This window comes from Actinophytocola sp. (assembly GCF_035634895.1).
GTDB lineage: Bacteria > Actinomycetota > Actinomycetes > Mycobacteriales > Pseudonocardiaceae > Actinophytocola.
Genome location: NZ_DASQCC010000211.1, coordinates 23,140 through 46,499 on the forward strand (window position 1 = coordinate 23,140; position 23,360 = coordinate 46,499).

General features: G+C 70.7%; 22 protein-coding genes and 1 pseudogene. 11 read left to right on the plus strand and 12 right to left on the minus strand.

The genetic code is table 11. The annotated features are described in order from the left end of the window. Positions 1-12 precede the first annotated feature (12 nt). Positions 13-228 carry an EF-hand domain-containing protein gene (locus tag VET29_RS32155; protein WP_324927708.1) on the plus strand — a complete coding sequence of 72 codons (216 nt, stop codon included), beginning with the start codon at positions 13-15 and terminating at the stop codon, positions 226-228. 316 nt (positions 229-544) lie between these two features. Then, positions 545-1,942 carry an alkaline phosphatase gene (locus VET29_RS32160; protein ID WP_324927711.1) on the plus strand — a complete coding sequence of 466 codons (1,398 nt, stop codon included), beginning with the start codon at positions 545-547 and terminating at the stop codon, positions 1,940-1,942. Positions 1,943-2,006: 64 nt separating this feature from the next. Here VET29_RS32160 and VET29_RS32165 read toward each other — a convergent pair whose 3' ends face one another. Further along, positions 2,007-3,125: a hypothetical protein gene (locus tag VET29_RS32165; protein ID WP_324927713.1), complete on the minus strand. Its 1,119-nt coding sequence runs from the start codon at positions 3,123-3,125 to the stop codon at positions 2,007-2,009. Between the two features lie 146 nt (positions 3,126-3,271). Further along, a complete protein-coding gene (locus VET29_RS32170; protein WP_324927715.1) occupies positions 3,272-3,970 on the minus strand; it encodes an SDR family NAD(P)-dependent oxidoreductase in 699 nt (232 codons plus the stop codon). Between the two features lie 101 nt (positions 3,971-4,071). Between VET29_RS32170 and VET29_RS32175 the strand changes: the two genes are divergently transcribed. Further along, positions 4,072-4,920, plus strand: a complete 849-nt coding sequence (locus tag VET29_RS32175) for a helix-turn-helix transcriptional regulator (RefSeq protein ID WP_324927717.1) — start codon at positions 4,072-4,074, stop codon at positions 4,918-4,920. A 243-nt stretch (positions 4,921-5,163) separates the two neighbouring features. Then, entirely contained in the window at positions 5,164-5,799 is a 636-nt protein-coding gene (locus VET29_RS32180; protein ID WP_324927719.1) for a DUF4232 domain-containing protein, read from the plus strand. A 48-nt stretch (positions 5,800-5,847) separates the two neighbouring features. Here the strand turns inward: VET29_RS32180 and VET29_RS32185 are convergent, their stop codons facing one another. Next, positions 5,848-7,542 carry an alpha/beta fold hydrolase gene (locus tag VET29_RS32185; protein WP_324927722.1) on the minus strand — a complete coding sequence of 565 codons (1,695 nt, stop codon included), beginning with the start codon at positions 7,540-7,542 and terminating at the stop codon, positions 5,848-5,850. 154 nt (positions 7,543-7,696) lie between these two features. Here VET29_RS32185 and VET29_RS32190 point away from each other — a divergent pair. After that, a pseudogene (locus tag VET29_RS32190) lies at positions 7,697-8,537 on the plus strand (IS701 family transposase). Continuing rightward, positions 8,534-8,698: a hypothetical protein gene (locus tag VET29_RS32195; RefSeq protein WP_324927724.1), complete on the plus strand. Its 165-nt coding sequence runs from the start codon at positions 8,534-8,536 to the stop codon at positions 8,696-8,698. The pseudogene VET29_RS32190 and the gene VET29_RS32195 overlap by 4 nt, the downstream one beginning before the upstream one ends. 58 nt (positions 8,699-8,756) lie before the next feature. Here VET29_RS32195 and VET29_RS32200 read toward each other — a convergent pair whose 3' ends face one another. The 4 genes from VET29_RS32200 to VET29_RS32215 form a co-directional block, all read right to left on the minus strand. Continuing rightward, the gene (locus tag VET29_RS32200; protein ID WP_324927726.1) at positions 8,757-9,584 is read right to left on the minus strand and encodes an alpha/beta hydrolase; all 828 of its coding nucleotides are present in this window, start codon (positions 9,582-9,584) and stop codon (positions 8,757-8,759) included. 99 nt (positions 9,585-9,683) lie between these two features. Beyond that, entirely contained in the window at positions 9,684-10,598 is a 915-nt protein-coding gene (locus tag VET29_RS32205) for a sulfite exporter TauE/SafE family protein (RefSeq protein WP_324927728.1), read from the minus strand. 172 nt (positions 10,599-10,770) lie between these two features. Then, positions 10,771-11,127 carry a cupin domain-containing protein gene (locus tag VET29_RS32210; RefSeq protein WP_324927730.1) on the minus strand — a complete coding sequence of 119 codons (357 nt, stop codon included), beginning with the start codon at positions 11,125-11,127 and terminating at the stop codon, positions 10,771-10,773. Next, positions 11,124-11,972, minus strand: a complete 849-nt coding sequence (locus tag VET29_RS32215) for an alpha/beta hydrolase (RefSeq protein ID WP_324927732.1) — start codon at positions 11,970-11,972, stop codon at positions 11,124-11,126. Before VET29_RS32215 ends, VET29_RS32210 begins: the two co-directional genes overlap by 4 nt. A gap of 214 nt (positions 11,973-12,186) precedes the next feature. Here VET29_RS32215 and VET29_RS32220 point away from each other — a divergent pair, with 214 nt between their 5' ends. Both VET29_RS32220 and VET29_RS32225 read left to right on the plus strand, forming a co-directional pair. Beyond that, positions 12,187-12,543 carry a response regulator transcription factor gene (locus tag VET29_RS32220; RefSeq protein WP_324927734.1) on the plus strand — a complete coding sequence of 119 codons (357 nt, stop codon included), beginning with the start codon at positions 12,187-12,189 and terminating at the stop codon, positions 12,541-12,543. Next, complete coding sequence (locus tag VET29_RS32225) at positions 12,536-13,216, plus strand: response regulator transcription factor (RefSeq protein ID WP_324927736.1); 681 nt, start codon at positions 12,536-12,538, stop codon at positions 13,214-13,216. The genes VET29_RS32220 and VET29_RS32225 overlap by 8 nt, the downstream gene beginning before the upstream one ends. A gap of 80 nt (positions 13,217-13,296) precedes the next feature. Here the strand turns inward: VET29_RS32225 and VET29_RS32230 are convergent, their stop codons facing one another. The 3 genes from VET29_RS32230 to VET29_RS32240 form a co-directional block, all read right to left on the minus strand. Continuing rightward, entirely contained in the window at positions 13,297-15,459 is a 2,163-nt protein-coding gene (locus VET29_RS32230; RefSeq protein ID WP_324927738.1) for a GAF domain-containing sensor histidine kinase, read from the minus strand. A 292-nt stretch (positions 15,460-15,751) separates the two neighbouring features. Further along, positions 15,752-16,489 carry an NADPH-dependent F420 reductase gene (locus tag VET29_RS32235; protein ID WP_324927740.1) on the minus strand — a complete coding sequence of 246 codons (738 nt, stop codon included), beginning with the start codon at positions 16,487-16,489 and terminating at the stop codon, positions 15,752-15,754. A gap of 5 nt (positions 16,490-16,494) precedes the next feature. Further along, positions 16,495-17,526: an LLM class flavin-dependent oxidoreductase gene (locus VET29_RS32240; RefSeq protein WP_324927742.1), complete on the minus strand. Its 1,032-nt coding sequence runs from the start codon at positions 17,524-17,526 to the stop codon at positions 16,495-16,497. A gap of 83 nt (positions 17,527-17,609) precedes the next feature. Between VET29_RS32240 and VET29_RS32245 the strand changes: the two genes are divergently transcribed. Both VET29_RS32245 and VET29_RS32250 read left to right on the plus strand, forming a co-directional pair. Further along, positions 17,610-18,101 carry a MarR family winged helix-turn-helix transcriptional regulator gene (locus VET29_RS32245; protein WP_324927744.1) on the plus strand — a complete coding sequence of 164 codons (492 nt, stop codon included), beginning with the start codon at positions 17,610-17,612 and terminating at the stop codon, positions 18,099-18,101. A gap of 142 nt (positions 18,102-18,243) precedes the next feature. Further along, the gene (locus VET29_RS32250; protein WP_324927747.1) at positions 18,244-19,863 is read left to right on the plus strand and encodes a hypothetical protein; all 1,620 of its coding nucleotides are present in this window, start codon (positions 18,244-18,246) and stop codon (positions 19,861-19,863) included. Positions 19,864-19,915: 52 nt separating this feature from the next. Here the strand turns inward: VET29_RS32250 and VET29_RS32255 are convergent, their stop codons facing one another. Continuing rightward, positions 19,916-21,118 carry an oxygenase MpaB family protein gene (locus VET29_RS32255; protein ID WP_324927749.1) on the minus strand — a complete coding sequence of 401 codons (1,203 nt, stop codon included), beginning with the start codon at positions 21,116-21,118 and terminating at the stop codon, positions 19,916-19,918. A 280-nt stretch (positions 21,119-21,398) separates the two neighbouring features. Between VET29_RS32255 and VET29_RS32260 the strand changes: the two genes are divergently transcribed. Continuing rightward, positions 21,399-22,562: a TetR/AcrR family transcriptional regulator gene (locus tag VET29_RS32260; protein ID WP_324927751.1), complete on the plus strand. Its 1,164-nt coding sequence runs from the start codon at positions 21,399-21,401 to the stop codon at positions 22,560-22,562. A 169-nt stretch (positions 22,563-22,731) separates the two neighbouring features. On the opposite strand, the gene VET29_RS32265 is transcribed toward VET29_RS32260, so the two are convergent. Then, positions 22,732-23,277 carry a helix-turn-helix domain-containing protein gene (locus VET29_RS32265; protein ID WP_324927753.1) on the minus strand — a complete coding sequence of 182 codons (546 nt, stop codon included), beginning with the start codon at positions 23,275-23,277 and terminating at the stop codon, positions 22,732-22,734. Between the last annotated feature and the right edge of the window lie 83 nt (positions 23,278-23,360).

Below are 23,360 nucleotides of genomic sequence, written 5' to 3' on the forward strand. Positions count from 1 at the left end.
AGGAGGCCTTTCGTGGACAGCGAGCTCACCGACACCTTCGCCGAACTCGACGTCAACGGCGACGGACAGATCACGGGCGCGGAGTTCCACGCGGCCATGGCCGCCCGCGGCGAGCCGGTCACCAAGGAAGAGATCGAGTCGATCTTCGCCGACGCCGACACCAACCACGACGGCAAGATCTCGTTCACCGAGTTCGCCGCCGCCTGGCGCCGCGCCGACCCCGCCTGACCTCCCCCGCCGCCCGGCCGGACCCCGTTGCCACCCCGCGACGGGGTCCCCCCGGCACGGGCCGCTTCCACCGCGTCCTGACGATCCGGCGCGGTGTCCGCTTCGCGCCTTTCCGGCGAACAAGTCCGTCCGTCCCGGCGAATTGGAGTCGCGTGTGGACGGTCAGTGATGCCGTCTTGGTCGTGGTTTGTGCCATTTGTCAGAGAAGTCCCTGATCATCGGCGCGTCCGTCATGTGCTGGCCTCCTTGTGGTCACCTCTTGTCTCCTGATGGGGCATAACGTCCGGCCGGTCCCAATCTTTGCGAAAGGCGTGACATGAACAGACGTGGCGCGGTTGCCGTGCTCGCAGTCGGCGCGGCCGCGGTCGCGGTCGTGGCCAGCACCGTCGTGGCGGACGGGTCGCCAGGCCGTTCCGACAACGAGCGTGAGATCGAGCAGGCGTTGCACGACCACCACCCGAGGAACGTCATCCTCCTCATCGGTGACGGCATGGGCACGCAGGAGATCACAGCCGCCCGGTACTACCAGGGCGTGCACAACAAGCTCAACGTGGACCGGATGCCGCTGACCGGGTTCGACACGACCTGGTCGGTGAAGGCGGCGCCGAAGGCGCCCTACCTGCCCGACTACGACCCCGACTCGGCGTCGACCGGCACGATGTGGGCGACCGGCGTGAAGACCCTCGACGAGCGGATCTCCCAGGGCCCGAGCAGCGCGATCGACGTGCCGGGCCGCAACTACGAGTCGGTGATGGAGAAGGCCCACCGGCGCGGGCTGAGGACCGGCAACGTCTCGACCGCGGAGATCACCGACGCGACGCCGGCCGTGCAGGGCTCGCACATCTCGCTGCGTGGCTGCCAGGGCCCGGCCGACACGGCCAACTCGTGCAAGAAGGAGACCAAGGACGCCGGCGGCCTCGGTTCGATCGCCGAGCAGGAGGTCGACAACCACTTCGACGTCATCCTCGGCGGTGGCCGCGGCCGGTTCGAGCAGACCATCACGGGCGGCCGTGACAAGGGCAAAACGGTGGTGGACTCGGCCAAGCGGCAGGGCTACCAGTACGTCACCGACGCGAACGGCCTGCGTGGGGTCCGCGACGACAAGCCGGTGCTCGGCCTGTTCAGCGCCGGCAACATGTCACTCGAGTGGACCGGCCCGGCCGCCTCGACGGGCAAGGGCAACGCCCCGGCCCCGTGCGTGGAGAACCAGCGCCAGGCGGCCGAGCCGAGCCTCGCGGACATGACCTCGAAGGCCATCAGGCTCCTGGAGAACCGCAAGGGCTTCTTCCTCCAGGTCGAGGGCGCGTCGATCGACAAGCAGGACCACGCCACCAACGCGTGCGGCCAGCTCGGCGAGACCGTGGCGTTCGACAAGGCCATCGGCGTCGCGCTGGACTACCAGCGGTCGCACCCCGACACGCTGGTCATCGCCACCGCCGACCACTCGCACACGAGCCAGATCGTGTCCGAGGACGCCGGCGGCTCGGGCCTGCCGACGGGTTACTCGACCAACGTCACCACCAAGGACGGCCAGACCCTGACGCTGACCTACGGCACCGCGGGCTTCGGCGGCGCCGGCACGGCTCCGGTGGCGGCCCCGCCGAGCCAGCAGCACACGGGCGCCACCGTCCCCGTCTGGGGCATCGGCCCCAACGCGACGGAGATCCTCGGCACCAACGACCACACGGACCTGTTCCACACCCTGGGAGGCTGACCGCGTGAACCACGGGGGCCGGCGGGTTCGTCCCGCCGGCCCTACCGGGCTCGCGGCGTCGACGTCAGCTGAGGACGCCGGTCAGCGGGTCGTAGCGCAGGACCTCGTGGCGGCTGTGGGACCGGTTTCCCAGCCCGTCGGTCCGGACGACCAGGAGGCCCATCTTCAGCAGGTCCCTTGTGGTGACTCGCAACCATGGTTCGCCGCCGCGCAGTACCGTCACCTCGTCGAGGAGGTTCCCGTTGCGGCCGGCGGCGATCGCGTAGGTCCGGCCGTCCGGGGTCGCGATGTCGAGGCCGCCGTCCGCGCGGATGGTGATGGTGACGACGAGGTCGCCGCGGCCGTTGTTGGCGTCGCCGATGAAGTCGTAGATGGGGGCCGGCTCGTCGACGTGGTACTTCAGGCGGCCCAGACCGGTCACGTCCATGCCGTTGTAGAAGTTGCCGCCCTCGGTGTTGAGCCAGAGGTGCGGGTTGTGGGTCTTTGCGTTGAAGTCCGGGCCGGAGTTGTACGAGATGTGCCAGTGCGGCGGGTTGTCGGCGTGCAGGGTGTTGTTGGTCTCGAAGCCCAGCAACGCGAAGCGGTGGCCCTTGGCCGCGGCCACCTGGGGCATGCCGGAGTCGGTGAAGATGGCCCGCGCCGCGATGAGCTGGTGGATGACCGACCGGGTCTCGCCCTCGGGCCAGGCCACGGAGGTCCACGGGCCGGCCACCCGGTCGGCGTCGTTGTGCTCGATGGACATGAACACGCCCGGCCCGACGTCCGGGTTGCTCCACACCTGCAGCGTCGGCTGGTTCGCGTCGGCCGAGGGCTGGGTCACGGGCAGGGTGAAGCTCACGCCCTCACGGTCGCGGCGCAGGTGCAGCCGCGTCTCCTGGTGGACGACGGCGCGGATCGGCACATCGGGCCAGTCGACCCGGATCTCGATGCCGTCGGCCCGCGGGCCGCGGACGAAGGTGTAGTACTCCGCGCGACTGGCCACGGAGTAGTTGGCACCCGGAAGGATCTCGTACCCCGCCGGCAGGGTGATCTGTGGTGTCGCCGGGTCACCGGGGCAGGCCCGCACCACGCGGAAGGCCGCGTAGGCGAGCGTCTGGGCGGCCGCCATGCCGGGCAGGGCGACCGCCAGCCCGGCCGCGGACGCGCCGGCAAGCAGGGTTCTCCGACTCAGTTGTGTGGACATGTCCCCAGCCCTCGCCTCAAATGGTCAGTTTCCAACCATCATGGCGTGGCACACCACCGAGCACCAGAACGAATATCCGGACGCTGGGTCAGGTCGGTGGGCAAGGCGGGCCCGGATTCTGGGCCCGAGGCCGTGACCAGGCGCGGCTAGGACCAGGCGACCTCGCCGGCGCGCTCGACGAGGCGGCCGGAGCCGGCGCCGGGCTTCTCGGTGGCGAGGCGGACGATCGCGTCCGTCCCTTCCGTGACCGTCTGCGGGCCGCTGTGCCCGTTCAGGTCGGTCGCGGTGTAGCCCGGGTCGGCGGCGTTGACCCGAATGTCGGTGAAGGCCTTCGCGTACTGCGTCGTCAGCATCGTCAGTGCCGCCTTCGACGCGGTGTACAGCGGCGCGACGACCTTCGACTCCGGACGTGACGGGTCGTGGGTGTACGCGAGCGAGCCCATGCCGCTGCTCACGTTGATGATGAGCGGGTCCGCCGACCGCCGCAGCAGCGGCAGGAACGCGTTCGTCGTGCGGACCACGCCGGCCAGGTTCACGTCGAACACGGCCAGCGCCTCGGCACCCGTCAGGGAGCCGGGGTCACCGACCGGGCCGTGGATGCCGGCGTTGTTGATCAGCACGTCGACCGAGCCCTCGTGTGCGGCCACGTTCGCGGCCGCGGCCGTGACGGACGCGTCGTCGGTCACGTCGACCGGGACGAACCGGGCGCCCAGCGCGGCGGCGGCCTCCGCGCCCCGCTCGGCGTCGCGGGCGCCGACCAGCACGGTGTGGCCCAGTTCGACGAGCCGGCGCGCGGTCTCGCGGCCCAGCCCCTTGTTCGCTCCGGTGATGAAGGTGATCGTCATGAGCCCAGTGTTCGTCCGCCACGCGGCACCGGCCAGGGACGGTTCGACGGTAGGAACGCCAGTACCACCCTCGCCGCCGGATGATGCGACAGGATGGGTTCATGACATCCGACGCCGGTCTCGGTGCGATGATCCGCACCTGGCGGGACCGGCTGCCGCCGTCGGCCGCCGCGCTGCCGGTCGGCAGGTCCCGCCGCGCGGTCGGGCTGCGCCGCGAGGAGCTCGCCGACCTCGCCGGTGTGTCGGTCGACTACCTGGTCCGCCTCGAACAGGGCCGGGCCACGACGCCGTCGGCGCCGGTCGTCGCCTCGCTCGCCCGTGCCCTGCAACTGTCCACAGCGGAACGGGATCACCTGTACCGGCTGGCCGGTCTCGCCGCACCGGCGGACGACTCGATCTCCGACCACATCCCGCCCGGCGTGCACCGCGTGCTCACCCGTCTGGGTGATGCTGCCGTCGCCGTGTTCGCGGCGGACTGGCAGCTGGTCTGGTGGAACCGCGGTTGGGCCGCGCTGCTGGGCGATCCCGGCGCCCAGCCACCTCGGCTGCGCAACTTCGCCCGCGACCGGTTCCCCGTCGACGACACGCCGCCCAGTCTCGCGCGGTGGCCGGTGACCGAGGACGACACCGGCGCCACCGACGCGGCCGTCGTGTCCGACCTGCGCCGCGCGACCGGCCGCTTCCCGCACGACACCCGCCTGGCCGAGCTGATCCGGGTGCTGAGGACGAACCAGCGCTTCGCCGAACTGTGGGCGACCGGCACCGTGGCCGCCCACCGCGAGGACCACAAGACGATCGAGCACCCCTCGGTCGGACCGGTCACAGTGGACTGTGACGTGCTTTCCGACGACGACCTCAAGATCGTGATCATGACCGCCGCGCCGGGCAGCGAGGACGAGACCAAACTCCGGCTCGCCGCGATCGCCGGCCACCACGAGACGCTGAGGTAGCGGGAGACACGACCACGCGGACCACCGTCGACCACGTACTCGCCCGGGCCGCGACGAACGCCGCCCGCTGCCGGGGCGACAACCGCTGCCAGAAGCCACGTCCGGGCCAACCACCAGCTCGACGCCGGGTGACGGCACGCGAGCACGGGCTGGATTTCGTTGCGGAGCAACCCAAACGGCCGTGATGCGTCTGTTCAGGGTGAAAGCGTCCAGAGGAGTCGGGGCCAGACGGAGGCGATCACCATGTTGCGAAGCGTCATCAGCAAAGGCGTTCTCATCGCCGGTGGAGCGGCGGCCACGCTGCTGCTCGCCGGATGTCAGGGCGGGACCGACCCGGCGGAGCCGGACGTCGCCACGACGAGCCCGTCGCCGACGACCCTCGCGCAGCCGTTGCCGGGGTCGGCATCCCCCACGTCGGCGGCCGCGCGAGACGCCTCGCCCGGGGGCACGGAGTGCAAGGTCGCCGACCTCGGCCTCCGTCTCAGCGACGGCGAAGGCACCGCGGGGACCTACTACCGCGCTCTCATCTTCACCAACAAGGGCAAGCGCACCTGCACGATCCAGGGTTTCCCTGGCGTGTCGTACGTGACGGGCGACGACGGCCACCAGGTCGGCCAGGCCGCCGAGCGGAACGGCGCGAAGAAGCCGGCGGTCACGCTCGATCCTGGCGAGAGCGCCAACGTCACCATCGGGTTCCGGGACATCGATGCCTTCGACGAAGCCAGCTGCGAGCCGACCGAGACCCGTGGGCTGCGGGTCTACCCACCGCACGAGTACGACTCGGTGTTCGTGCCCGCCAACGGACGCGGCTGCGCCGGGAAAGTCCCGGAGAGCCAGCTGACCGTCACGTCGATGACGCCGGGAACCGAACCAGCCTGACTCCACACAGGACTGTGGGGGCCGCGAACCGCGGCCCCCACAGTCGGCTCAGCGTCCGTTCACCGTCGCTATGCGGTCCTGAAGCCCGGCACGCAGCGACGACTCGGCCGGCACCGCCAGCGCGGCGGCCGCCGCGGACCCGGCCGGCACCGGACCGGGCACGGGGTACACCGCGTCCTCCCCCGGTAGCGGCACGCCGGGACAGACAGTGTTGCCGGGCCTGGAGTTCCGCAGCAGGAACACGTTCACCATCCCGTCGACACACGGGTTCCCCTGCAGCGCGTACTGACCGTGGAACGGCGAGTCAGCCACCGAGACCAGGTGCACGCCGGGCGCGGCGCGGACCGCTCCCTTCGCCTGCTCGTAGCCCGTCTGCGGGTCGAACTCGCCCTGTACCACCAGAACCCGACCGGCCACCTCGGACGGCAGCGTCGGCAGCGCCTGCCGCGGCGGGTCCGACCAGTATCCGCACGGCTCGGAAAGCCCGTAGGCCCAACCGAACAACGGATACGCCGGCCCCTGGCGATCGCTGAGACCCTTGTACCACGCCGCGGAGCGCGTCGGCTGGTCACCGCACGCGACCGCGTACCGGGTGCCCGACACGTAGGTGTAGTCCTCACGCAGTGCCGCCGCGGCGGTCCGCGTGGTCAGCCGGGACAGGGGCACGCCGAACGTCGCCAGCGACCGGTCCTCGAACACCGGGCGCAGCGACGCCGGGATCGCCGGCTGTGTGCCGTGCAGCTCCCCCGCGCCGAGCAGGACGATCAACGCGCCAAGAACCCACCTGATGCCGCTGCCCATGCCGGTGAACACACCGTCGTAGGTGTCGGGTGGGAGGATCTTCTCCTCCGCGAACAACGCCCGCACCTGCTCCCAGGTCCGCTTGGCCTCGGCGGGGGTCGCGCCGACGTCCGCCGGGAACTGCCTGGCGAGCCAGGGCAGGAACACGTCGTCGAACATCCGCTGGTTGATGGGCGGCCACGCCTCGAAGTCCGCCTGGAGCCGGCCCTGCCAGTTCACGCTGGAGTCCAGCACCATCTTGCCGGCGCCCGCGGGGAACAGCGACGCGTACTTGGCGCCGAGCCAGGTGCCGTAGGAGTACCCGAGGTAGTTCAGCGCCGACTCCCCCAGCAGGCGCCGGATCAGCTCCATGTCGTGCGCGGTCTGCCACGTCGTGATGTACGGGGTGAGCGCGTCGCTCTGGCACGCCTCCGCGACGGCCCGGGGCGCCTTCCGGTGCTCGGCGATGCTGTCCGCCGACCGGTCCCGCGCGTCGAGGTCGGTCCGCTGCGACAGCCGGTCCACCGGCACGGCACAGGTGAACGGTGCGGTACCGCCTTCCTGCCCGGTCCCGCGGGGGTCCATGCCGATGAGGTCGTAACGCTCGTTCAGGGCCGGCTGCAGTCCGGCGATCGCGCCGGCCAGCGAGGTGCCCTGCCCACCGGGCCCACCCGGGTTCAGGAGGACCACGCCGAGCCGGTCGTCCGTCGTCGCCACCACCCGGCTGACGGCGACGGTGAGATCCACGCCCGCACCGGGCGCGGCCCAGTCACGCGGCACGGTGACCAGCGCACACTCCGCCGGCCGAGCCCCCTCCGCCGGCGTGAAGGGACACGGCCCCCAGCTCAGCTCCTGCTGCTCGTACTGCTGGAACGGATCATCGTCCGCGGCGCCCGCGGGCGGCACCCCGGTGACCACCAGGGCCACGATCGACGTCACGACGGTCCACAAACGGCGGCGCACGGCGCTCCCCTCCACGGCAGGGTTCGGTGAGCACCCATGTTCACCGGGTCACGAGCCACGGGCCATCGGCCGTGCGGACGGAATCCGGCCGGGCGCCCGTCCGAAAGTACTAGTAGCGCAACGGCACTCGGGTGGTCTGTGGTAGATCATCGTGGTGGTGGTCGATGTGGTGGTTGGAGCAGCTGGACCGGGTGCATGAGCGGACCGCAGGCCGGTTCACGCGGTCGGAGCCGCGGGCGAGGGCGCGGGAGCAAATGTCCGGGCTGGTCGCCGGGGTTGGAGCGGGAGACGGCTGGACACTGACCGAGCAAGCCGGTGAAGTCGCCGGATGGGCTGCAACGGTTGCTGCGCCGGGCGGACTGGGACATCGATGGGTCCGCGATGATGTGCGCGACTATGTGGTCGTGCGTCTCGGCGAGCCCGGTGGCGTGCCGATCGTGGACGACACCGGGTCCTGAAGAAAGGCATCCGGTCGGCGGGGGTGCAGCGGCGGTACTCCGGGACCGCTGGCCGGATCGAGAACTGCCAGATCGGCACATTCCTGGCCTGTGCCTCGCCTCGTGGGCCTGCGTTGATCGACCGGTCGTTGTATCTGCCCGAGCCGTGGATCGCCGATCGGGAGCGATGCCGGCGGGCCGGTATCCCGGACGGGACCGAGTCGAGACGAAGCCGCGGCAGGCGATGGCGATGCTGGCGCGGGCACTGGCTGCTCGCCCGCCACTCGCTCTCGGCTCCGAGCGAGGTCGCCTACTACGTCTGCTACGGGACCCCGCCGCTCGACCCTGCTGGATTTGGCCTGGATCGCCGGGACCCGCGGGAGGATCGAGGAATGCTTCCAGCAGGCCAAGAACGAAGCCGGGCTCGACCACCGCCAGGTCCGGTCCTGGCGCGCGTGGTATGCCCACATCACCCTGTCGATGCTGGCCCACGCCTGGCTCGCCGTGTCCCGATCCGTGCCTTACAAAGGGGAATCGGTGCCGGCGAACCAGGCATGATCGGATTCACGCTACCGGAGAGCCGCCGCCTGATCACCAAACTCGTCCTGCGTGTCACCGACGCCGCCGAGCACGTCTGGGCGTGGTCATCCTTCCGCCGCCGACGACGACACCAAGCCCGCCTCGGCCGCAACAAACGAGGCGGCTACCCACTCACCTGACTGCCGTTACAGTATTGGGCTGTCGCTGATCCGCAGGATGCGATCGCGGTGACTTGGCTCAGGACTTGATGAAGTCGAGCAGGTCGTTGTTGAAGGTGTCCTTGTAGGCGGTGGTCTGGGCCAGGCCGTGTGGGGCGCCGGGATAGACCTTCAGGGTCGCGTTCGGGATGATCTTTGCTGATTTCAGTGCCGCGGCGGCGATGGGGACGATCTGGTCGTCGTCGCCGTGGATGATCAGGGTTGGCACATCGAACTTCTTGAGGTCCTCGGTGGTGTCGGTTTCGGAGAAGGCCTTGATGCAGTCGTAGGCGCCTTTCTCGCCCACGGTCATGCTCAGCAGCCAGAACGAATCGCGCAGGCCCTGCGAGACGGTGCTGCCGTCGCGGTTGGCGCCGTAGAACGGCTCGCTGAGGTCCTGGTAGAACTGGGACCGGTCGGCGGCCAGGCTGGCCCGTAGGCCGTCGAAAACCTCCAGGGGCTGGCCCTCGGGGTTGGCGCTTGTCTTGAGCATCAGCGGCGGGATCGCGCTGAGCAGCACCGCCTTGGCCACCCGGGAGGTGCCGTGGCGGCCGATGTAGCGGGCGACCTCCCCGCCACCGGTGGAATGGCCAACCAGGACCGCGTCGTGCAGGTCGAGGGCGTCGATGACCGCGGCCAGGTCATCGGCGTAGGTGTCCAGGTTGTTGCCGTCCCAGGGCTGGCCGGACCGGCCGCCGCCACGGCGGTCGTGCGCGATGGCGCGGTAGCCGTTGGAGGCCAGCAGGAACAGCTGATCATCCCAGGCGTCGGCGGTCAGGGGCCAGCCGTGGCTGAAGACGACTGGCCGGCCGGCCCCCCAGTCCTTGTAGAAGATCTCCGTACCGTCGGTGGCGGTGACAGTGCCCATCGTTCTCTCCTTCTCTCCTGATTGCCCAGAACCAGGCCGTTCAGGGCAGGGACGTCTCTTGATGCCCAGGCAGGGACAGGGCGGGGTCGCCTGATGCGCTCACCTGTGACTCGGCGACCGCCCGGTGGCCGCTGCCTGGATCCGCTGGACGGACAGCGCCTTGACGACTAGTTGGACGGCGACGGCCAGCAGCAGCGCCGCGAACAAGATTCCCGACAGGGCGGGAGGGATCACCAGCGCGGCGTACACGGCTGGTACCGAGGTGGCGGCGGCCGCGGTACCAGCGACAAGTCCGGCGCGGACATCAACCAGGCCGCCACGCCGGCTGGTCACGGTGCCGGCCACGCTGGCCGGGATGCTGACCAGAAGCGCCGTGCCCTTCGCGGTCAGGTCGCTGACGGCGAAGCCGGAGATCAGGAGCGGCACGGCGATGATCCCGCCGCCGATGCCGAACAGGCCGGAGGCGATCCCGACCAACAGGCCGAGGCCGAGATAGCCGAGCGCTACGCCCGCTGTCAGGTGGACCGGGTGGCCGCGCTCGGGCGCGACGGCCAGCAGGCGGACCGCATTCGCGACGATGAAGGCGATGAACGTCCACCGCAGCCAGGCCAGCGGCAGGCGCCGCAGGAGGCGGCTGCCGGCGACCGCCCCGGCGATCACGCCCGGCGCCAGTAGTGCGGCGCCCGCGATGCTGACGTCGCCGTGAGCCAGGTAGGAGGCCGAACTGACAACGGCGGCGGGGATGACGGCCACCAGCGAGATCGCCGCGGCCTGCCGCTGGCCGAGATGGGCACGCCACATCAGCAGGGGAACCATCAAGATACCGCCCCCAATCGCAAACAGCCCTGACAGCACACCCCCGACTGCCCCGATCGCGGCCAGGGTGGCCCAATACCCGCGGCCGTGCCCCTGCGGTCCACTGGGCAATTGCGCGGAAGCAGCTGGCGCCGCGGTCGCCTCATCGCCCCGCCCCGGGGCGGCAGAGTCGCCCCGACCATTCCATGCTCTGCTCATCGACTGCTCCTCATCAGGCCAGCCGCTTCTCGGCCAGGATGTCCGCCCGCCCGGTCGGGAACGAGGGCGTTCAGGGTCGGCAGTGATCGGCTGAGCCGATCACTGCGTCGGGCCCGGTAAGGTCTCACCCTTCCGTCGCTACCGCGATGTGCGGCGTGGATGTAGTCCGTCGTCATGGCTTGGTGAACATGGCCAGCGGCTTTCCCGGTTCGACGATGTAGGTGGAAAGCATGCGGCCCGTTTCGGGGCCGAGGTCCGTGGCGTTGTGCGGCGTCCCGGGCGGGATGAGGAAGCCATCGCCGGCGTGCAGGGTGAGCGTGGGCTGGGCCTGGACCTCGATGCGCACGGTGCCGGCCACGATGAAGCCGACCTCTTCACCGGGATGCTGGTGCCAGCCGGACTGCACGCCGGCCGGGATCTCGGTGAGCACCTGGACGATCTCGCGGTCAGGGATCGAGGACGCGGCGCGCTGCAGTTCGATCCGCTTGAGTGTCCCGGCGAGGTCATCGCGGGAGTCGGGGCTGGTCATGGCGTCGGCGCGGTGTCGCGCAGGAAGGCGAGCAGCTCGCGGTTGACTTCTTCGGCATGGGTGACGCCCATGACGTGCGGGCCACCGTCGATCTCGGCGTACCGCGCCGCGGGCAGCGCGGCGTGCAGGCGACGGCCCTGACCGTTGATCGGCAGGATCCGGTCGGCGGTGCCGTGCAGGATCAGCGTCGGGATGTCGATCTTGGTGATGTCGTCGCTGAAGTCCGTCAGCCAGCCGGGCGGGCACGCCCAGGTCGCCCACGGTGAGGCATCGGCACCGGCGTTCCAGATGGCGCGAACAGTCTGTTCGCTCACCCGTTCGCCGAGGTAGTCGTCGAGGTTGAGCAGGTTCTCGACCAGCCCGGTCAGCCAGGCGAACCGGTCGTCCAGGATCGCCTGCTGTACGCCGGCCACCCCGGCCTGGTCGACGCCCTCGGGGTTTTCGTCGGACTTGGCAAACGACGGCGCCAGGGTCTCGATGAAGACGCAGCTCTTCAGCCGTCCCGTGCCGTGGGTGCCGATGTAGCGGGCCAGCTCGCCGGTCCCCAGCGAGAAGCCGATCAGCGTCACCTCGCGTAGGTCGAGCTCGGTCAGCAGCTGGTGAAGATCATCGGTCAGGGCGTCGAAGTCATAGCCCTCGGTTGGCCGGCTCGACCGGCCGAACCCGCGGCGGTCGTAGGCAATTACGCGGTGCCCCACTTCCAGGAGGGAGTGAACCTGCGGTTCCCAGGACCGGCTGTCCAGCGGCCAGCCGGCCAGCAAGACGACCGGGTCGCCGCTTCCGTGGTCCTCGTAGTACAGCTCGATAGGAGTGGAATTTTCCTGGCCGACGGTCATGGTGCCCATGGCGCCCTCCCGGGAGGCTCGCTGTCACAGGCAGCCTGTCAGCGGGGCGCGGCCACGCCCAAGACCCCTGGCCCGACAGCAGGGTCGTGCTCGCCCGCGAGTGGGCTACGGCTAGCCCTACCGTGCTGGTCGGGCTAGCCGTGACCTGGCCAACCCGCCGAGATTTCCGGCTAGCCCTACCCTGCCGGGCCAACCGGGCTGGAAAGATGTTGCCATGCCCCGGTCGGTTCTCGTCGTCGACGATGACTCGTCCTTTCGTGAGCTTGCGATCGGGCTCCTGCGCTCGTGGGGCCACGATGTCGTCGGGGAAGCCGGCAGCGTCGCGGAGGCAGTGGAGCGGGTTACCGAGCTCCGTCCCGATACCGTGCTGATCGACATCGGGCTACCGGACGGCGACGGTTTCCAGTTGATCGCGCGCATGCGGCTGATGTCGTGGCAGCCCCGTGTGGTGCTGATTTCATCCGATTCCAGCGCGGCCACCGATTCCGAGGCCCGGCAGGCGGGCGCTGTCGGCTTCGTCCCGAAGACGGACATGGCCGGATCGCAGTTCCGCCGGATGCTCGATGGGTGAGACGGACCGCGCCGTGCGCGTGGTCGTCGGCGAGGACGACGTCCTGATGCGTGAGGGAATCGTGCGCCTGCTGGCGGAGGCCGGGCTTGAGGTCCTGGCCCAGGCCGGGGACGCCGAAGACCTGCTCCGCAAGGTGGTGGCCTACAGTCCGGACGTCGTCATCGTGGATGTCCAGATGCCGCCCCACCGAGGCGATGACGGGCTGGTCGCGGCCATGGAGCTGCGACGCCGCCAGCCCGCGCTCGGGGTTCTGGTCCTCTCGCAGTTCAACGAGGAATCCTATGCCCTGGACCTCATCGGGGACCGGCCCGAAGGGGTGGGCTACCTGCTCAAGGAGCGGGTCGGGGATGTCGAGACATTCGTCAGCGCCATCCGGCGGGTCGCGTCCGGGGGGACCGCCCTGGATGCCGCGGTCGTGCGCCGCATGCTGGGCCGCGATCGCCGGGACGACCCGTTGCGTCAGCTCACGGTCCGCGAGCGGGCCGTGCTCGCCGTGATGGCCGAGGGCAAGTCGAATGCGGGCGTCGCCGCGACGCTTGCTGTCAGCGAGGCGGCCGTGGAAAAGCACGTGACCGCCATCTTCCGCAAGCTCCACATCGGCGCCGAAAGCACCGAACATCGTCGGGTCCTCGCCGTACTGGCCTACGTGCGGAACGCCGGGCCACGCTTGTAGGCCCGCGCTGAGGATCGGCCGCCTGGCGGCGGCCCTCCGCGCCGCTGTCTTGCTCGCGAAGCGATCATCATGGCGCACAGCTAATGGGGCATTCCCGGCGTGGACGGGAGCGGTTCGCCAACCGGCACCGTAGCCTCCACCGTGGTCCCCATTCCCGCTGGACTGGTGATGCGAAGCGCGCCGCCGCGTGCCTCGACCCGGTCGAAGAGCCCGGTCAGACCAGAGCCCGTTCCGGCCCGAGCTCCGCCGACTCCGTCGTCACCCACCTCGATGCGCACCGCGCCGTCGCTGAGGCTGGCGCGAACCCAGGTGCGGCTGGCGCGGGCGTGCTTGACGACGTTGGTCAGCGCCTCGGCGACAACAAAATAGGCGGTGGTCTCGATCTCCGCGGGCAGCCGGGGCATGTCGACAATGGCGTCGACCGGCAGCGGCAGGTCAGCCAGCAACGACTCCACTCCGCCGCGCAAGCCCTTGCGGGTCAGCCCCGCCGGGAGAATCCCGCTGACGAGCTCACGCAGTTCATCAGTAGCGCGCTGAGCGTGCTTGAGTGCTTCCTCGACACGGTCGATGCCGGCCTGCACATCGCGATCGGCGAATGACTGCCTGGCCAGCTTCAAGGTGATGACCGTCTGGACCAGACGCTGCTGCGCACCGTCATGAACGTCACGCTGCAGCCGCCGCCGCGTCTCGTCGGCCGTCGACAGGACCCGGGCGCGCGAGGCGATCAGCTGCGCGCGGCTCGCCGCGTTACTCACCGCGGTGCCGGCCAGGTTGGCGAACTGCTGAAGACGATCCTCGACCCCGCGCGCCAGCGGCCCGTCGGCCGAGGTGGCGGTGAGCATTCCCCACACGCGGCTCTCCAGCGCGATCGGTGCGGCGACCGCGGCGGAGAAGCCAAACTCCCGAGCAAGGGAGGCGTCGGGTTCGACGCCGAAGTCGTCCACGCGCTCCGGTCGCCCCGTCCGCCGGACGCGGTCGGGCAACGTGCCGGACGCGTAGGCGATGCGCGTCCCGGGCGGCGCAGGACCGCCGCTGCGGCTTACCACCACCAGCGCCGCGTCCTCCTCGAAGCGGACGAGTGTCATCGGCTGGCCGCCGAGAAGCTGCTGAGCCTCGGCGGCCACCGCCGCGAAGATCGCGTCGGGCGGTCCGCCGCGGGCCACCTGCTCGGCGACGCGCAGCAGCGCCGCCTGCTCGTCAGCCAGCGCCTGGACGTCGGCACGCGCCTGGGAACTGGCAATCGCCGTGCCGGCCAGCTCGGCGAAACGCGAAAGCTGTTCTTCGATCCGAGGCGGCAAAGCCCCCCTCCCGGCTGCCACCAGAGCGCCCCACAGCCGGTCCTCGGCCAGGACCGGCGCCGCAGCGCTCGACGAGTATCCCTGGCTCGCGGCCAGCCGCGGCCACGCGCCCGACATGGCCGTCAGCTGGTCGGTGCGGGCCGGCCGCCGGGTCCGCCAGACGCGCTGGGTGGCGCCGTCACCGTCGCCCGAGGCACGCATCCCCACTGTCACGCCGTCCGGCGGATCGTGGATCGCAACCACCTCGGTCGCTCCGTCAGGCTCAAAGCGCAACAACGTGGTGAAGGCGACGCCGACCAGACGCGAAGCTTCGGTGACCACCGCCTCGAGCACCTCGTCAGGCGGAGCGTCGTGCACCGCGAGCTCGGCCACCCGCCGCAGCGCGGCCTGCTCGGCGGCGAGCTGCTCAAGCCCCTCGCGGCTCTGCTCGTTGGCGATCGCGATAGCCAGCAGTTCGGTGAACGCCGCCAGCTGGTCCTCCGTCCCGGGCGGGAGCTCCTGGTCGTTCGCCGAACCGACGGCGGTAAGACCCCACACGGTTCCATCGACGATTACCGGCGCACCGACTGACGATCGCCAGCCCCAGCCGCGGATCATCTCGGCCAGCGAACCCGATGAGCCCTTGTAACTCGTGATCCGGCTCGGACGTTTACCGTCCCAGATCAGCCGGGCCAGGGTGCCAGAGCCGAACGGGTGCCGAACCCCGATGCCCTGGTAGCCATCGGACTCGTTCCAGCGCCCGATCATGGTCACCGTCTCGTCGTCGTGCAACCGCACCAGGGCCGCGTCGGTCGCGGATATCAGCAGGCCCACCTCGGTCACCAGTGCCTCGAAGACCTCAGCACGAGCGGCCCCCCGCGCCACCAGTGTCGCCACTCGCCGCAAGGCGACATGCTCGGCAGCCGAACGTCGAAGATCGCCGGGATTCTTCGTGGAGGGTTCCATGGGCTCATCCGGGGGTGCCGGGCGTAGCGCCCACTTCGGTCACTCCAGCGACAGTACCCATTGGCAGGCCGGGCGACCAGACAGAAGCTCCCAGCGACATGAGCCAGGTGGGGCGCTGCGCATCGTCGCTCGAACCGCCCAAGACCGGGGATGCAGCCGCCGCTGGCCCGGCGGCACGGTCGTCTGGGCAGTCCTCACGACAACCGGCCAGCACGTTCCGAGCAGGCAGCCCTGACCGGTCCAGGGCTCAGGGTCCCGCCGCGGTCACCGTCTCCGCCCAAGCTTCGCCAGCTCACGCGGTCGCGCGTCTGGCAGTCCGGCTCTGCGCCGGATCGGAGATGACGTCTGCACCCGGCTCCGCTCGGGCCCGTGCGACCTGTTGTCCGCGCTCGGAGGTCGGGAAGCGGTCGAGCCTGGCGCGGACCTCGTCGGCGGGCACGTCGGCGCCGAAGAGCTCGGTCCCTGGTTCGAAGCGGATGCCTTCCGCGAGCGGACCGGCGTCGACGGGGTCGAAGCCCAGCCGGTCGACGAGGCCGGCCACGGTGGCGACGTCGCCGGGGTCGTCGCCGGCGATCGCCACCGCGATGCGGTCCGGGTGGCCGGCGGGGCGGGCCTGGTCCTCGATGTCGTGGTATCCCACGTGGTTGAACGCCTTGACCACGCGTGCGCCGGGCAGGAACGACCGCACGGTCTCGCTCGTCGACGTGCGTGGGTCGGTCAGGTCGGCGCGGTGGCCGTCGACCTCCCACCAGTAGTTCATCGCGTCGACGACCAGCTTGCCGCGCAACGCGTCCACCGGCACGGTGCGGTACTTTCCCAACGGCAGGGCCAGGATGACGACGTCCGCACGCGCGGCCGCCGCCGCGGCCGTGACGGCGACCGCGCCAGGGGTGAGCACCTCCACCGTGAGGGCGATGTTCCCGGGGTCGCCCGAGCCGGCGACGAGCACCCGGTACCCGGCGCCCAGCGCGAGCCTCGCCAGCACCGTGCCCAGCCTGCCCGCGCCCAGGATCCCGACGGTCTCAACCATGTGGGTCAGTCCGCGAGGATGTCGCGGACCATGGGGATCACCTTGCCGCCGTACAGTTCCACGGCACGCATCCGCGCGCTGACGGGCTGTGCGCCCGCCGTGTAGATGAGGTCGAACCGGCCCACGCCCAGGGCACCGACCGCGGCGGCGATCTTGCGGGCGACGGTCTCCGGCGAGCCGATGTACAGCGACCCGCGCTCGATCTCCGCGGCGAACTCGGTGCGGGTGATCGGCGGCCAGCCGCGCAGCGCACCGATCCGGTCGCGCATCACCTGGTAGTGCGGCCAGAACACCTCCTTCGCCTCCTCGTCGGTGTCGGCGACGAAGCCCGGCGAGTGCATGCCCACCGGGTACGCGGCCGTGCCGAACTTCTCGGCGGCCTTCCGGTACAGGTCGAGGTACGGCGCGAAGCGCTTGGCCGGCCCGCCGATGATCGCCAGCATGAGTGGCAGGCCGTAGCGCGCGGTGCGGACGACCGACTGCGGCGAACCGCCGACACCGACCCAGGTGGACAGTCGGCCCGACTCGGTCTTCGGGTACACGTCGGCGTTCTCGAGCGAGGCACGCATGGTGCCCTGCCACGTGACGGGCTTCTCGTCGAGCAGCCTCGCGAACAGCTCGATCTTCTCCTCGAACAGCGTGTCGTAGTCGGCCAGGTCGTAGCCGAACAGCGGGAACGACTCGGTGAACGAGCCCCGCCCGAGGATCACCTCGGCGCGGCCGTTCGACAGCGCGTCCACCGTGGCGAACCGTTGGAACACCCGGACCGGGTCGTCCGAGCTGAGCACGGTCACGCCGGACGCGAGCTTGATGCGCGAGGTCCGGCCGGCGATCCCGGCGAGCACGGTCTCCGGGCTGGAGATCGAGTACTCCGGCCGGTGGTGCTCGCCGAGCGCGATGGCGTCGACGCCCAGCTCGTCCGCCAGCACCGCCTCGTCGACGACCTGGCGGATCGCGGCGGCGTGGGACAGCGGCGCCCCCGCGTCGTCCTCCGGCACGTCGCCGAACGTGTCGATGCCGAACACGAGACCAGACATGGCAACCTCCTCCGCGCGCAGCCTCCAGGTAGCTGACATGTCAAGTATCTATGTTATGGTTGACATGTCAATCAGGAGGCCCGATGACGGTGGACACACCCGGCCGGCGGCGCAGGCGCCCGCTGCTGACCGCGGAGGAGCTGCGGATCTGGCGGGAGTTCATCGAGGCGGCGGAGGCGCTCCGCACCGAGCTCGCGTCCCGGCTGCAGAGCGAGTCGGGTTTGTCTGCGGGCGACTACGCGGTACTGCTGGCCCTCAGCGAGGCACCCGGCCGGCGGCTGCGCTCGTCCGACCTGGCGGCGAACATCGGCTGGGAACGCAGCCGCCTGTCCCACCACCTGGGCCGCATGGAACGACGCGGCCTCATCCAGCGCGAGGAGTGCGGTGTGGACGGTCGAGGAGCCGAGGCCGTCCTGGCACCAAGCGGCGCGGAGGCGTTCCGCCGCGCGTCCGTCCCGCATCTGCGCGCCGTGCGCGAACTCTTCGTCGACGCGCTGACCCCGGCGCAGCTCGTCGCGGCGGGCGAGGTCACCAGGGCACTGCGCACCCGCCTCGACCCGGGCCGCACCACCTGACGCCGGGACAGAACAGGCCGCACCCGGATCGCATGGTCTCCGCGCCACGATCGGTGGTTTTCACCGTGTTCGGGGGGAGGCGAACAGCTAACGTACCCCCAACCACGATGTTGGGAGACGCACAGCCATGGAGCCACAGCCCGTGCCTCGACAGTCACGGCCGCCGGCCACCGGGACGGCCGCCGCCAGGGTGACCGGTTGGCTGCTGCTGGTTCCCGCGGTAGTGCTGACCGTGCTCACTCTCGTGGTCCCGACCGTACGGACGGTCGTCACCAGCTTTCACGCGGAGACCTTCCTCCCCGGGAGCGAGTCCAGGAACGTCGGTCTCGACAACTACGACGCCCTGCCCGGGTTCTGGACATCACTGTGGTTCGCGCTGTCGCTCGTGGTGGTGCCGATGATCGTGGCCGTCGTCGTGGCGCCGCTGGTGGCCGCCGCGCTCGACTGGGCCGGCACGTGGGCCCGCTGGGCCGCGCGGATCGTGCTGTCGCTGACAGTGGTGCTGTTCTCGCCGGTGGCGCTGACCATCGCGTGGCAGCGCGACCTCCGGGACGACCCCACCAGCCTCACCGACATCGACCTGGTCGGCGGCACGATCCGGTCGGTGACGGCGATGACGACCTTCGGTGTGGTGCTCGCCGTCGGGCTGATGATCTTCCTGCCGGTCTTCCGCGCACGCGAGCGGCGGCGTTCCCTGTGGCCGGCGCTGTTCGCCACCGCGGCGGTGGCGGTGCTGGCCATGGTCGCCATCGGGCTGCAGCAGTTCACGGTCCCGTTCCTGACGACGCGGTTCGGGCCGAGGGACGCCACGAACACGCCGATGGGCCTGATGTACACGAGCTCCTTCCAGCAGATGCGGCTCGGCGTCGGCGCGGCGGCCGCGACCATCGTGCTGGCGATCCTGGCCGTCCTGGGCATCGTGGCGGTGCTCATCGTCGTCCTGACCCGGCTGCGCGTCAGCCTCCTGCCGTCGCGGCAGGCGCCCTCGGCCGTCCCGCGGCCCGTGCACCCCGGCGCGATCGTGCTCGCGGCGCTGGTGCTGGCCGCGGTGGTGACCGCCATCGTGCTGAACGCCCTGCCGTGGCTGGACGCGCTGGGCGGCACGACGCCGGAAGGCCGGCCGGGCACACAGGCCAGAACCTGGGGCCCGGCACTCAACGGGGCGCTGGTGTCGGTCGGCGCCGCGTACCTGGCCGCGCTCGGCATCAGCGGGCTGCGCCCGCTGGGCCGGCACAGCGAGTGGCTCCTGATGGCGTTCGCGCCCTGGCTGTTCGTCGGCCTGGCGCCGCTGTCGGTCGAGTTCTTCAGGTCCGTACAGGAGAACGGCGACGTCGACACGACGGGCGCGCTGACGCCGCGGATCCTGGTCAGCACCGTGTCGCTGGTGATCATCGCCGTGCTGTGCCGCGGGCAGTCGGAGCGGTGGCGGCGGCAGGTGGCCGGCGGGGCGCCCGCGGGCGCCTCGTTCCTCGGCACTGTGGTGGTGCCGACGCTGCCGCTGGCCGGACTCCTGTTCGTGGTGGCCCTTTTCCTCAACGCGCAGGACCTGTTGTGGCCACTGCTGGTCTCCACCACGCCGGAACACGACACGGTGACGCTGACCTTGTACCGGCTCACCGAGGGCTTCCGCCAGTCGGACTTCTCCGTGGCCGCGGCGACCCCGCTGCTGGCGGTCGTCCTCGGCGCGCTCGCCGTGGTCGCCGTCCAGGTGCTGCACCTGGACCGCATGGTCGCGGCCACGGGCGCCTCGGAGGACTCGTAGCGGTGGTGATCCCCTTGTCTCCCAAGGGGATCACCACGGGATCACCACGGGCTCAGGCGCCGGGACGGTTCGCGGTGGGGATGGTGATGAGGGTGGCCGTCGGTGAGGTGCCCTTGTTGAGGAACAGCATCGCCAGCGCGCGGATGAACTGGTCGAACATGTAGAACCCGACGGGCATGATCGGCAGCAGCCCTTCCCGGAACGCGATGTAGGCGGGCCATCCCGTGCGCACCAGGGCCGCCGCCGCGTAGTCGCGCGGGAGCCGGAGCCAGTCGCCGATCTCGTCGCTGAGCACGTAGCGCACGAACTCGTTGAGGAAGCCGCGGGTGACGCCCAGGTCGATCTGTGCGGTCAGCCCGAGCAGGTCCTCGGCCAGCTCCCTGCCCTCGAACGACGGCGTGAGGATCGGGGTCAGCACCCGCGCCGACTGCGCGTCCGCGGCGGCCCACGTCTGGGGGATGAACTCGTCCCGCACGCCCAGCAGATGCATGGCGACCTGCCACGAGTGCAGGAAGGCGGCCTCCTCCGCGGCCGTCATCGGGACGTGCCACTCGATCAGCTTCCTGTGCACGAAGGTGCCGAGGCTGTGGAACGTGACCAGGATGTCGCCGTTGCTGATCGGGACCTCCTCGTCCGCGACCGACTGCCAGTGCCGCGACCCCGGCAGCAGCTGTCGCACCGCCGCGTGCACCAGGCGCGTCTTGTTGGCCGTGACCACGAACTGGCCCGTTGGCTCGAAGGCGTTCAGCTCACCCAGGTCGTAGCCGAAGGTGAAGGTCTTGGCCGCGCGGTCCTGCATGTCGGCCCCGCCCGCGGACCAGTACACCGACCTGGCCTCGCGCGGGATGACCGTGCTCATGATGCCGCTGCCGAGCCCGTACAGCATGAACAGGTAGGTGTCCTTGCGCCGGTTGAAGTCGGCGGCGAGACGCAGCTTGGCGCGGTCGGCCCAGGAGGGCAGCGCGTTGGCCTGCCGCAGGTGGGCGGTGAGGTCGGCCGGCAGGCCGCTCGGCAACGGGTCGCCGTTGTTCTTCCACGACCGCAGCGCGGTGTTCACCGCCGGGACCTGGCCGGCGTCGAGAAGTCCCGCCATCAGCCGGTCCACCTCGTCGTCCCAGGTCCACCACGGGTCGGTGCCCGCGGCGGGCACGGCCGTCGAGCCCGCCGTGGCCGCGGCGGCGGTAGCGCCGGCCACGCTCACCAGGCCCAGCGCGACGCCCAGTGAGAGTACGTTCCTTCTGCTGAGATTGCTCATTTACTTACCTAGCTTCCTTGGTAGGCATGTGCGCCGCTTCTGCAGGGTTTCGCGGTAGCAAACCAGCCCGGTTCCCGCGTGCTTCAACACGAGAATCTCCATTAACATATCGAAGCGGGTCACCCACGGGCAAGGGCGTCGCGACCTGAATCGGTCCGCTGCGACCGCGCCATCGCACGCGCCTTCGGTGACGCAACATGTGAATCGGGAGTCACGGTGTGGCCGGGTCGCGGAGACATGGTTGACTTGCGCGTATGGCCCCGTTCCGCGGATGGCCGCGATGACCGCCGGGTCGACCGCGGCCATCCGGCCGCGCAACCGCAGGCAGCTCATCGTCGAGGCGGCCGGTCGCGTGTTCAGCGAGCACGGCTACCACGCGGCGTCCATGGAGGAGATCGCCGCCGGCGTGGGCATCACCGCGGCGGCCCTGTACCGGCACTTCCCGAACAAGTACGCGTTGTTCGCCGAGTGCGCGAACGTGATGGTGGACCGGCTCGTCGCCGCGCTCGACGAGGTGCCGCCTGAGGCGTCCCTGGCGGACACGCTCGCCGCCGTCACCCGTGTCACCGTCGCCCACCGGGCGTCGGGCGGGGTGTACCGCTGGGAGGCCCGCTACCTCGACGGCGAGGACCGCCGGGTGCTCAGGGCCAAGTTCGCGCACGTCGTCGGGCGGGTGACCGAGTTGGTGCGGCGCGAGCACCCGCCGCCCGAGGAGCACCTGCGGGCCGCGGCGGCCCTCGGGGTGATCGGGTCCATCACGATGCACCGCACCTCGATCGCGCAGCGGCGCGTCGAGGAGCTGCTGCTGGCGTCGGCCGTACGCGTGGCCGCGACCGACCCGACGGCGGCCACCGGTAGCGCACGCGTCGTCGAACTGCCCACTCAGCCCGTGCCACGCACGCGGCGCGCGGAGATTCTCGCCGCGGCCGTCCCGCTGTTCGAACGGGACGGGTTCGCCACCGTCACGAACGGCCGGATCGCCGAGGCCGTGGGGCTGGTCCCGTCCGCGCTCTACCGCTACTTCCCCGGCAAGGCCGACATCCTGGCGGCGGCCTGCCTGCAGGCCGGCGGGCTGCTGGCCCAGGCGGTGGAACAGAACCTTCGCGGGGTGGCCGACCCCCATGACGCCGTGGTCGCGCTGGCGGCGACCTACGTGGCCTACAGCTTCGAGCACACGGCACTCACCAGCGTCGCGAACGCCGAGCTCGTCGGCCTGCCGGCCAACCTGCAACGCCCGCTGGTCATCGCGCAACGTGAGCACATCGCCGTGTGGGAGCAGCAACTGCGGTCGGCCCGCCCGGAGCTCGACTCGCGCCAGGCCAGGGTGCTGGTGCACGCCGGGTTCGGCGTGGTCGTCGAGGCGGGTCGCGGACTGCGGTGGCAGGACTCCCCCGGCCACCGTGACGCGGTCGCCGCGTTGGTCGTGGGCGCCCTGGGCCTGTGAGCCGCTAGTGTCCCGCGCCGGAAATCAGGCAACTAGTTCGGCGGCCCAGCTTCCTGCTGGCGGCGTTGCCGGTTCGCCCAGGTACGACCCAGTACGAGGGCGAACCGGCGCCTTGCCAGCAGAAACCCGGATCCACCGACTTAATCACCGCATTCCCGGGCGCGGGACACTAGTGGGCGCGTAGCCCCGCCATCAGCAGGTCCAGCAGGCGGTTCGCCTGGTCGCGTTGTCCCGGGTCGCCGCAGATGAGGAAGATGCCGACCAGGCTGACGACCACGTCCTCCGGGCGGACGTCGGCGCGGATGGTGCCGGCGGCGGCGCCGGCGTCCAGCAGCGTCGCCGCGGCGCCCGACAGTTGCTCGCGGGCCTCGGACGGCGTGACGGCGCCCGAGGCGATGATCCTGCGCAGCGTGTCGGCCATGTCGCGTTTGAGGGCCACGTAGTCGGCGAACTGGTCCATCCACGCACGCAGGGCGTCGTCCGGGCGGTGGGTGGCGAGCAGCTCGTCGGCGCTGTCGCACAGCCTGTCGCGCTCGGCCCGGTAGACGGCCTCGACCAGGGCCTCCCGGGTGGGGAAGTGCCGGTACAGGGTGCCGATGCCCACGCCGGCGTCCCTCGCGATCGCCTCCAGCGCCACGGCGGCGTCACCGGCCGTGAACGCGCGGCGGGCGGCTGCCAGCAGGTTCTCCCGGTTGCGCTGTGCGTCGGCACGCACGGTCCTGCCCGGGCCTCGACCTTTAATCGGAGGCTCCTCCGTTTCTGCTACGGTAATAGCGGAGGAACCTCCGCTTGTTCTCA

Bases quoted from the DNA above. Each gene is read 5' to 3' on its own strand.
- VET29_RS32210 (WP_324927730.1), bottom strand. From the start codon at position 11,127: ATGACCAGCCCCGACTCCCGCGATGACCTCGCCGGGACACTCAAGCGG.
- VET29_RS32230 (WP_324927738.1), bottom strand. From the start codon at position 15,459: ATGGAACCCTCCACGAAGAATCCCGGCGATCTTCGACGTTCGGCTGCC.
- VET29_RS32180 (WP_324927719.1), top strand. From the start codon at position 5,164: ATGTTGCGAAGCGTCATCAGCAAAGGCGTTCTCATCGCCGGTGGAGCG.
- VET29_RS32205 (WP_324927728.1), bottom strand. From the start codon at position 10,598: ATGAGCAGAGCATGGAATGGTCGGGGCGACTCTGCCGCCCCGGGGCGG.
- VET29_RS32170 (WP_324927715.1), bottom strand. From the start codon at position 3,970: ATGACGATCACCTTCATCACCGGAGCGAACAAGGGGCTGGGCCGCGAG.
- VET29_RS32200 (WP_324927726.1), bottom strand. From the start codon at position 9,584: ATGGGCACTGTCACCGCCACCGACGGTACGGAGATCTTCTACAAGGAC.
- VET29_RS32235 (WP_324927740.1), bottom strand. From the start codon at position 16,489: ATGGTTGAGACCGTCGGGATCCTGGGCGCGGGCAGGCTGGGCACGGTG.
- VET29_RS32175 (WP_324927717.1), top strand. From the start codon at position 4,072: ATGACATCCGACGCCGGTCTCGGTGCGATGATCCGCACCTGGCGGGAC.
- VET29_RS32260 (WP_324927751.1), top strand. From the start codon at position 21,399: ATGACCGCCGGGTCGACCGCGGCCATCCGGCCGCGCAACCGCAGGCAG.
- VET29_RS32165 (WP_324927713.1), bottom strand. From the start codon at position 3,125: ATGTCCACACAACTGAGTCGGAGAACCCTGCTTGCCGGCGCGTCCGCG.
- VET29_RS32220 (WP_324927734.1), top strand. From the start codon at position 12,187: ATGCCCCGGTCGGTTCTCGTCGTCGACGATGACTCGTCCTTTCGTGAG.
- VET29_RS32195 (WP_324927724.1), top strand. From the start codon at position 8,534: ATGATCGGATTCACGCTACCGGAGAGCCGCCGCCTGATCACCAAACTC.
- VET29_RS32160 (WP_324927711.1), top strand. From the start codon at position 545: ATGAACAGACGTGGCGCGGTTGCCGTGCTCGCAGTCGGCGCGGCCGCG.
- VET29_RS32240 (WP_324927742.1), bottom strand. From the start codon at position 17,526: ATGTCTGGTCTCGTGTTCGGCATCGACACGTTCGGCGACGTGCCGGAG.
- VET29_RS32245 (WP_324927744.1), top strand. From the start codon at position 17,610: ATGACGGTGGACACACCCGGCCGGCGGCGCAGGCGCCCGCTGCTGACC.
- VET29_RS32255 (WP_324927749.1), bottom strand. From the start codon at position 21,118: ATGAGCAATCTCAGCAGAAGGAACGTACTCTCACTGGGCGTCGCGCTG.
- VET29_RS32215 (WP_324927732.1), bottom strand. From the start codon at position 11,972: ATGGGCACCATGACCGTCGGCCAGGAAAATTCCACTCCTATCGAGCTG.
- VET29_RS32225 (WP_324927736.1), top strand. From the start codon at position 12,536: ATGGGTGAGACGGACCGCGCCGTGCGCGTGGTCGTCGGCGAGGACGAC.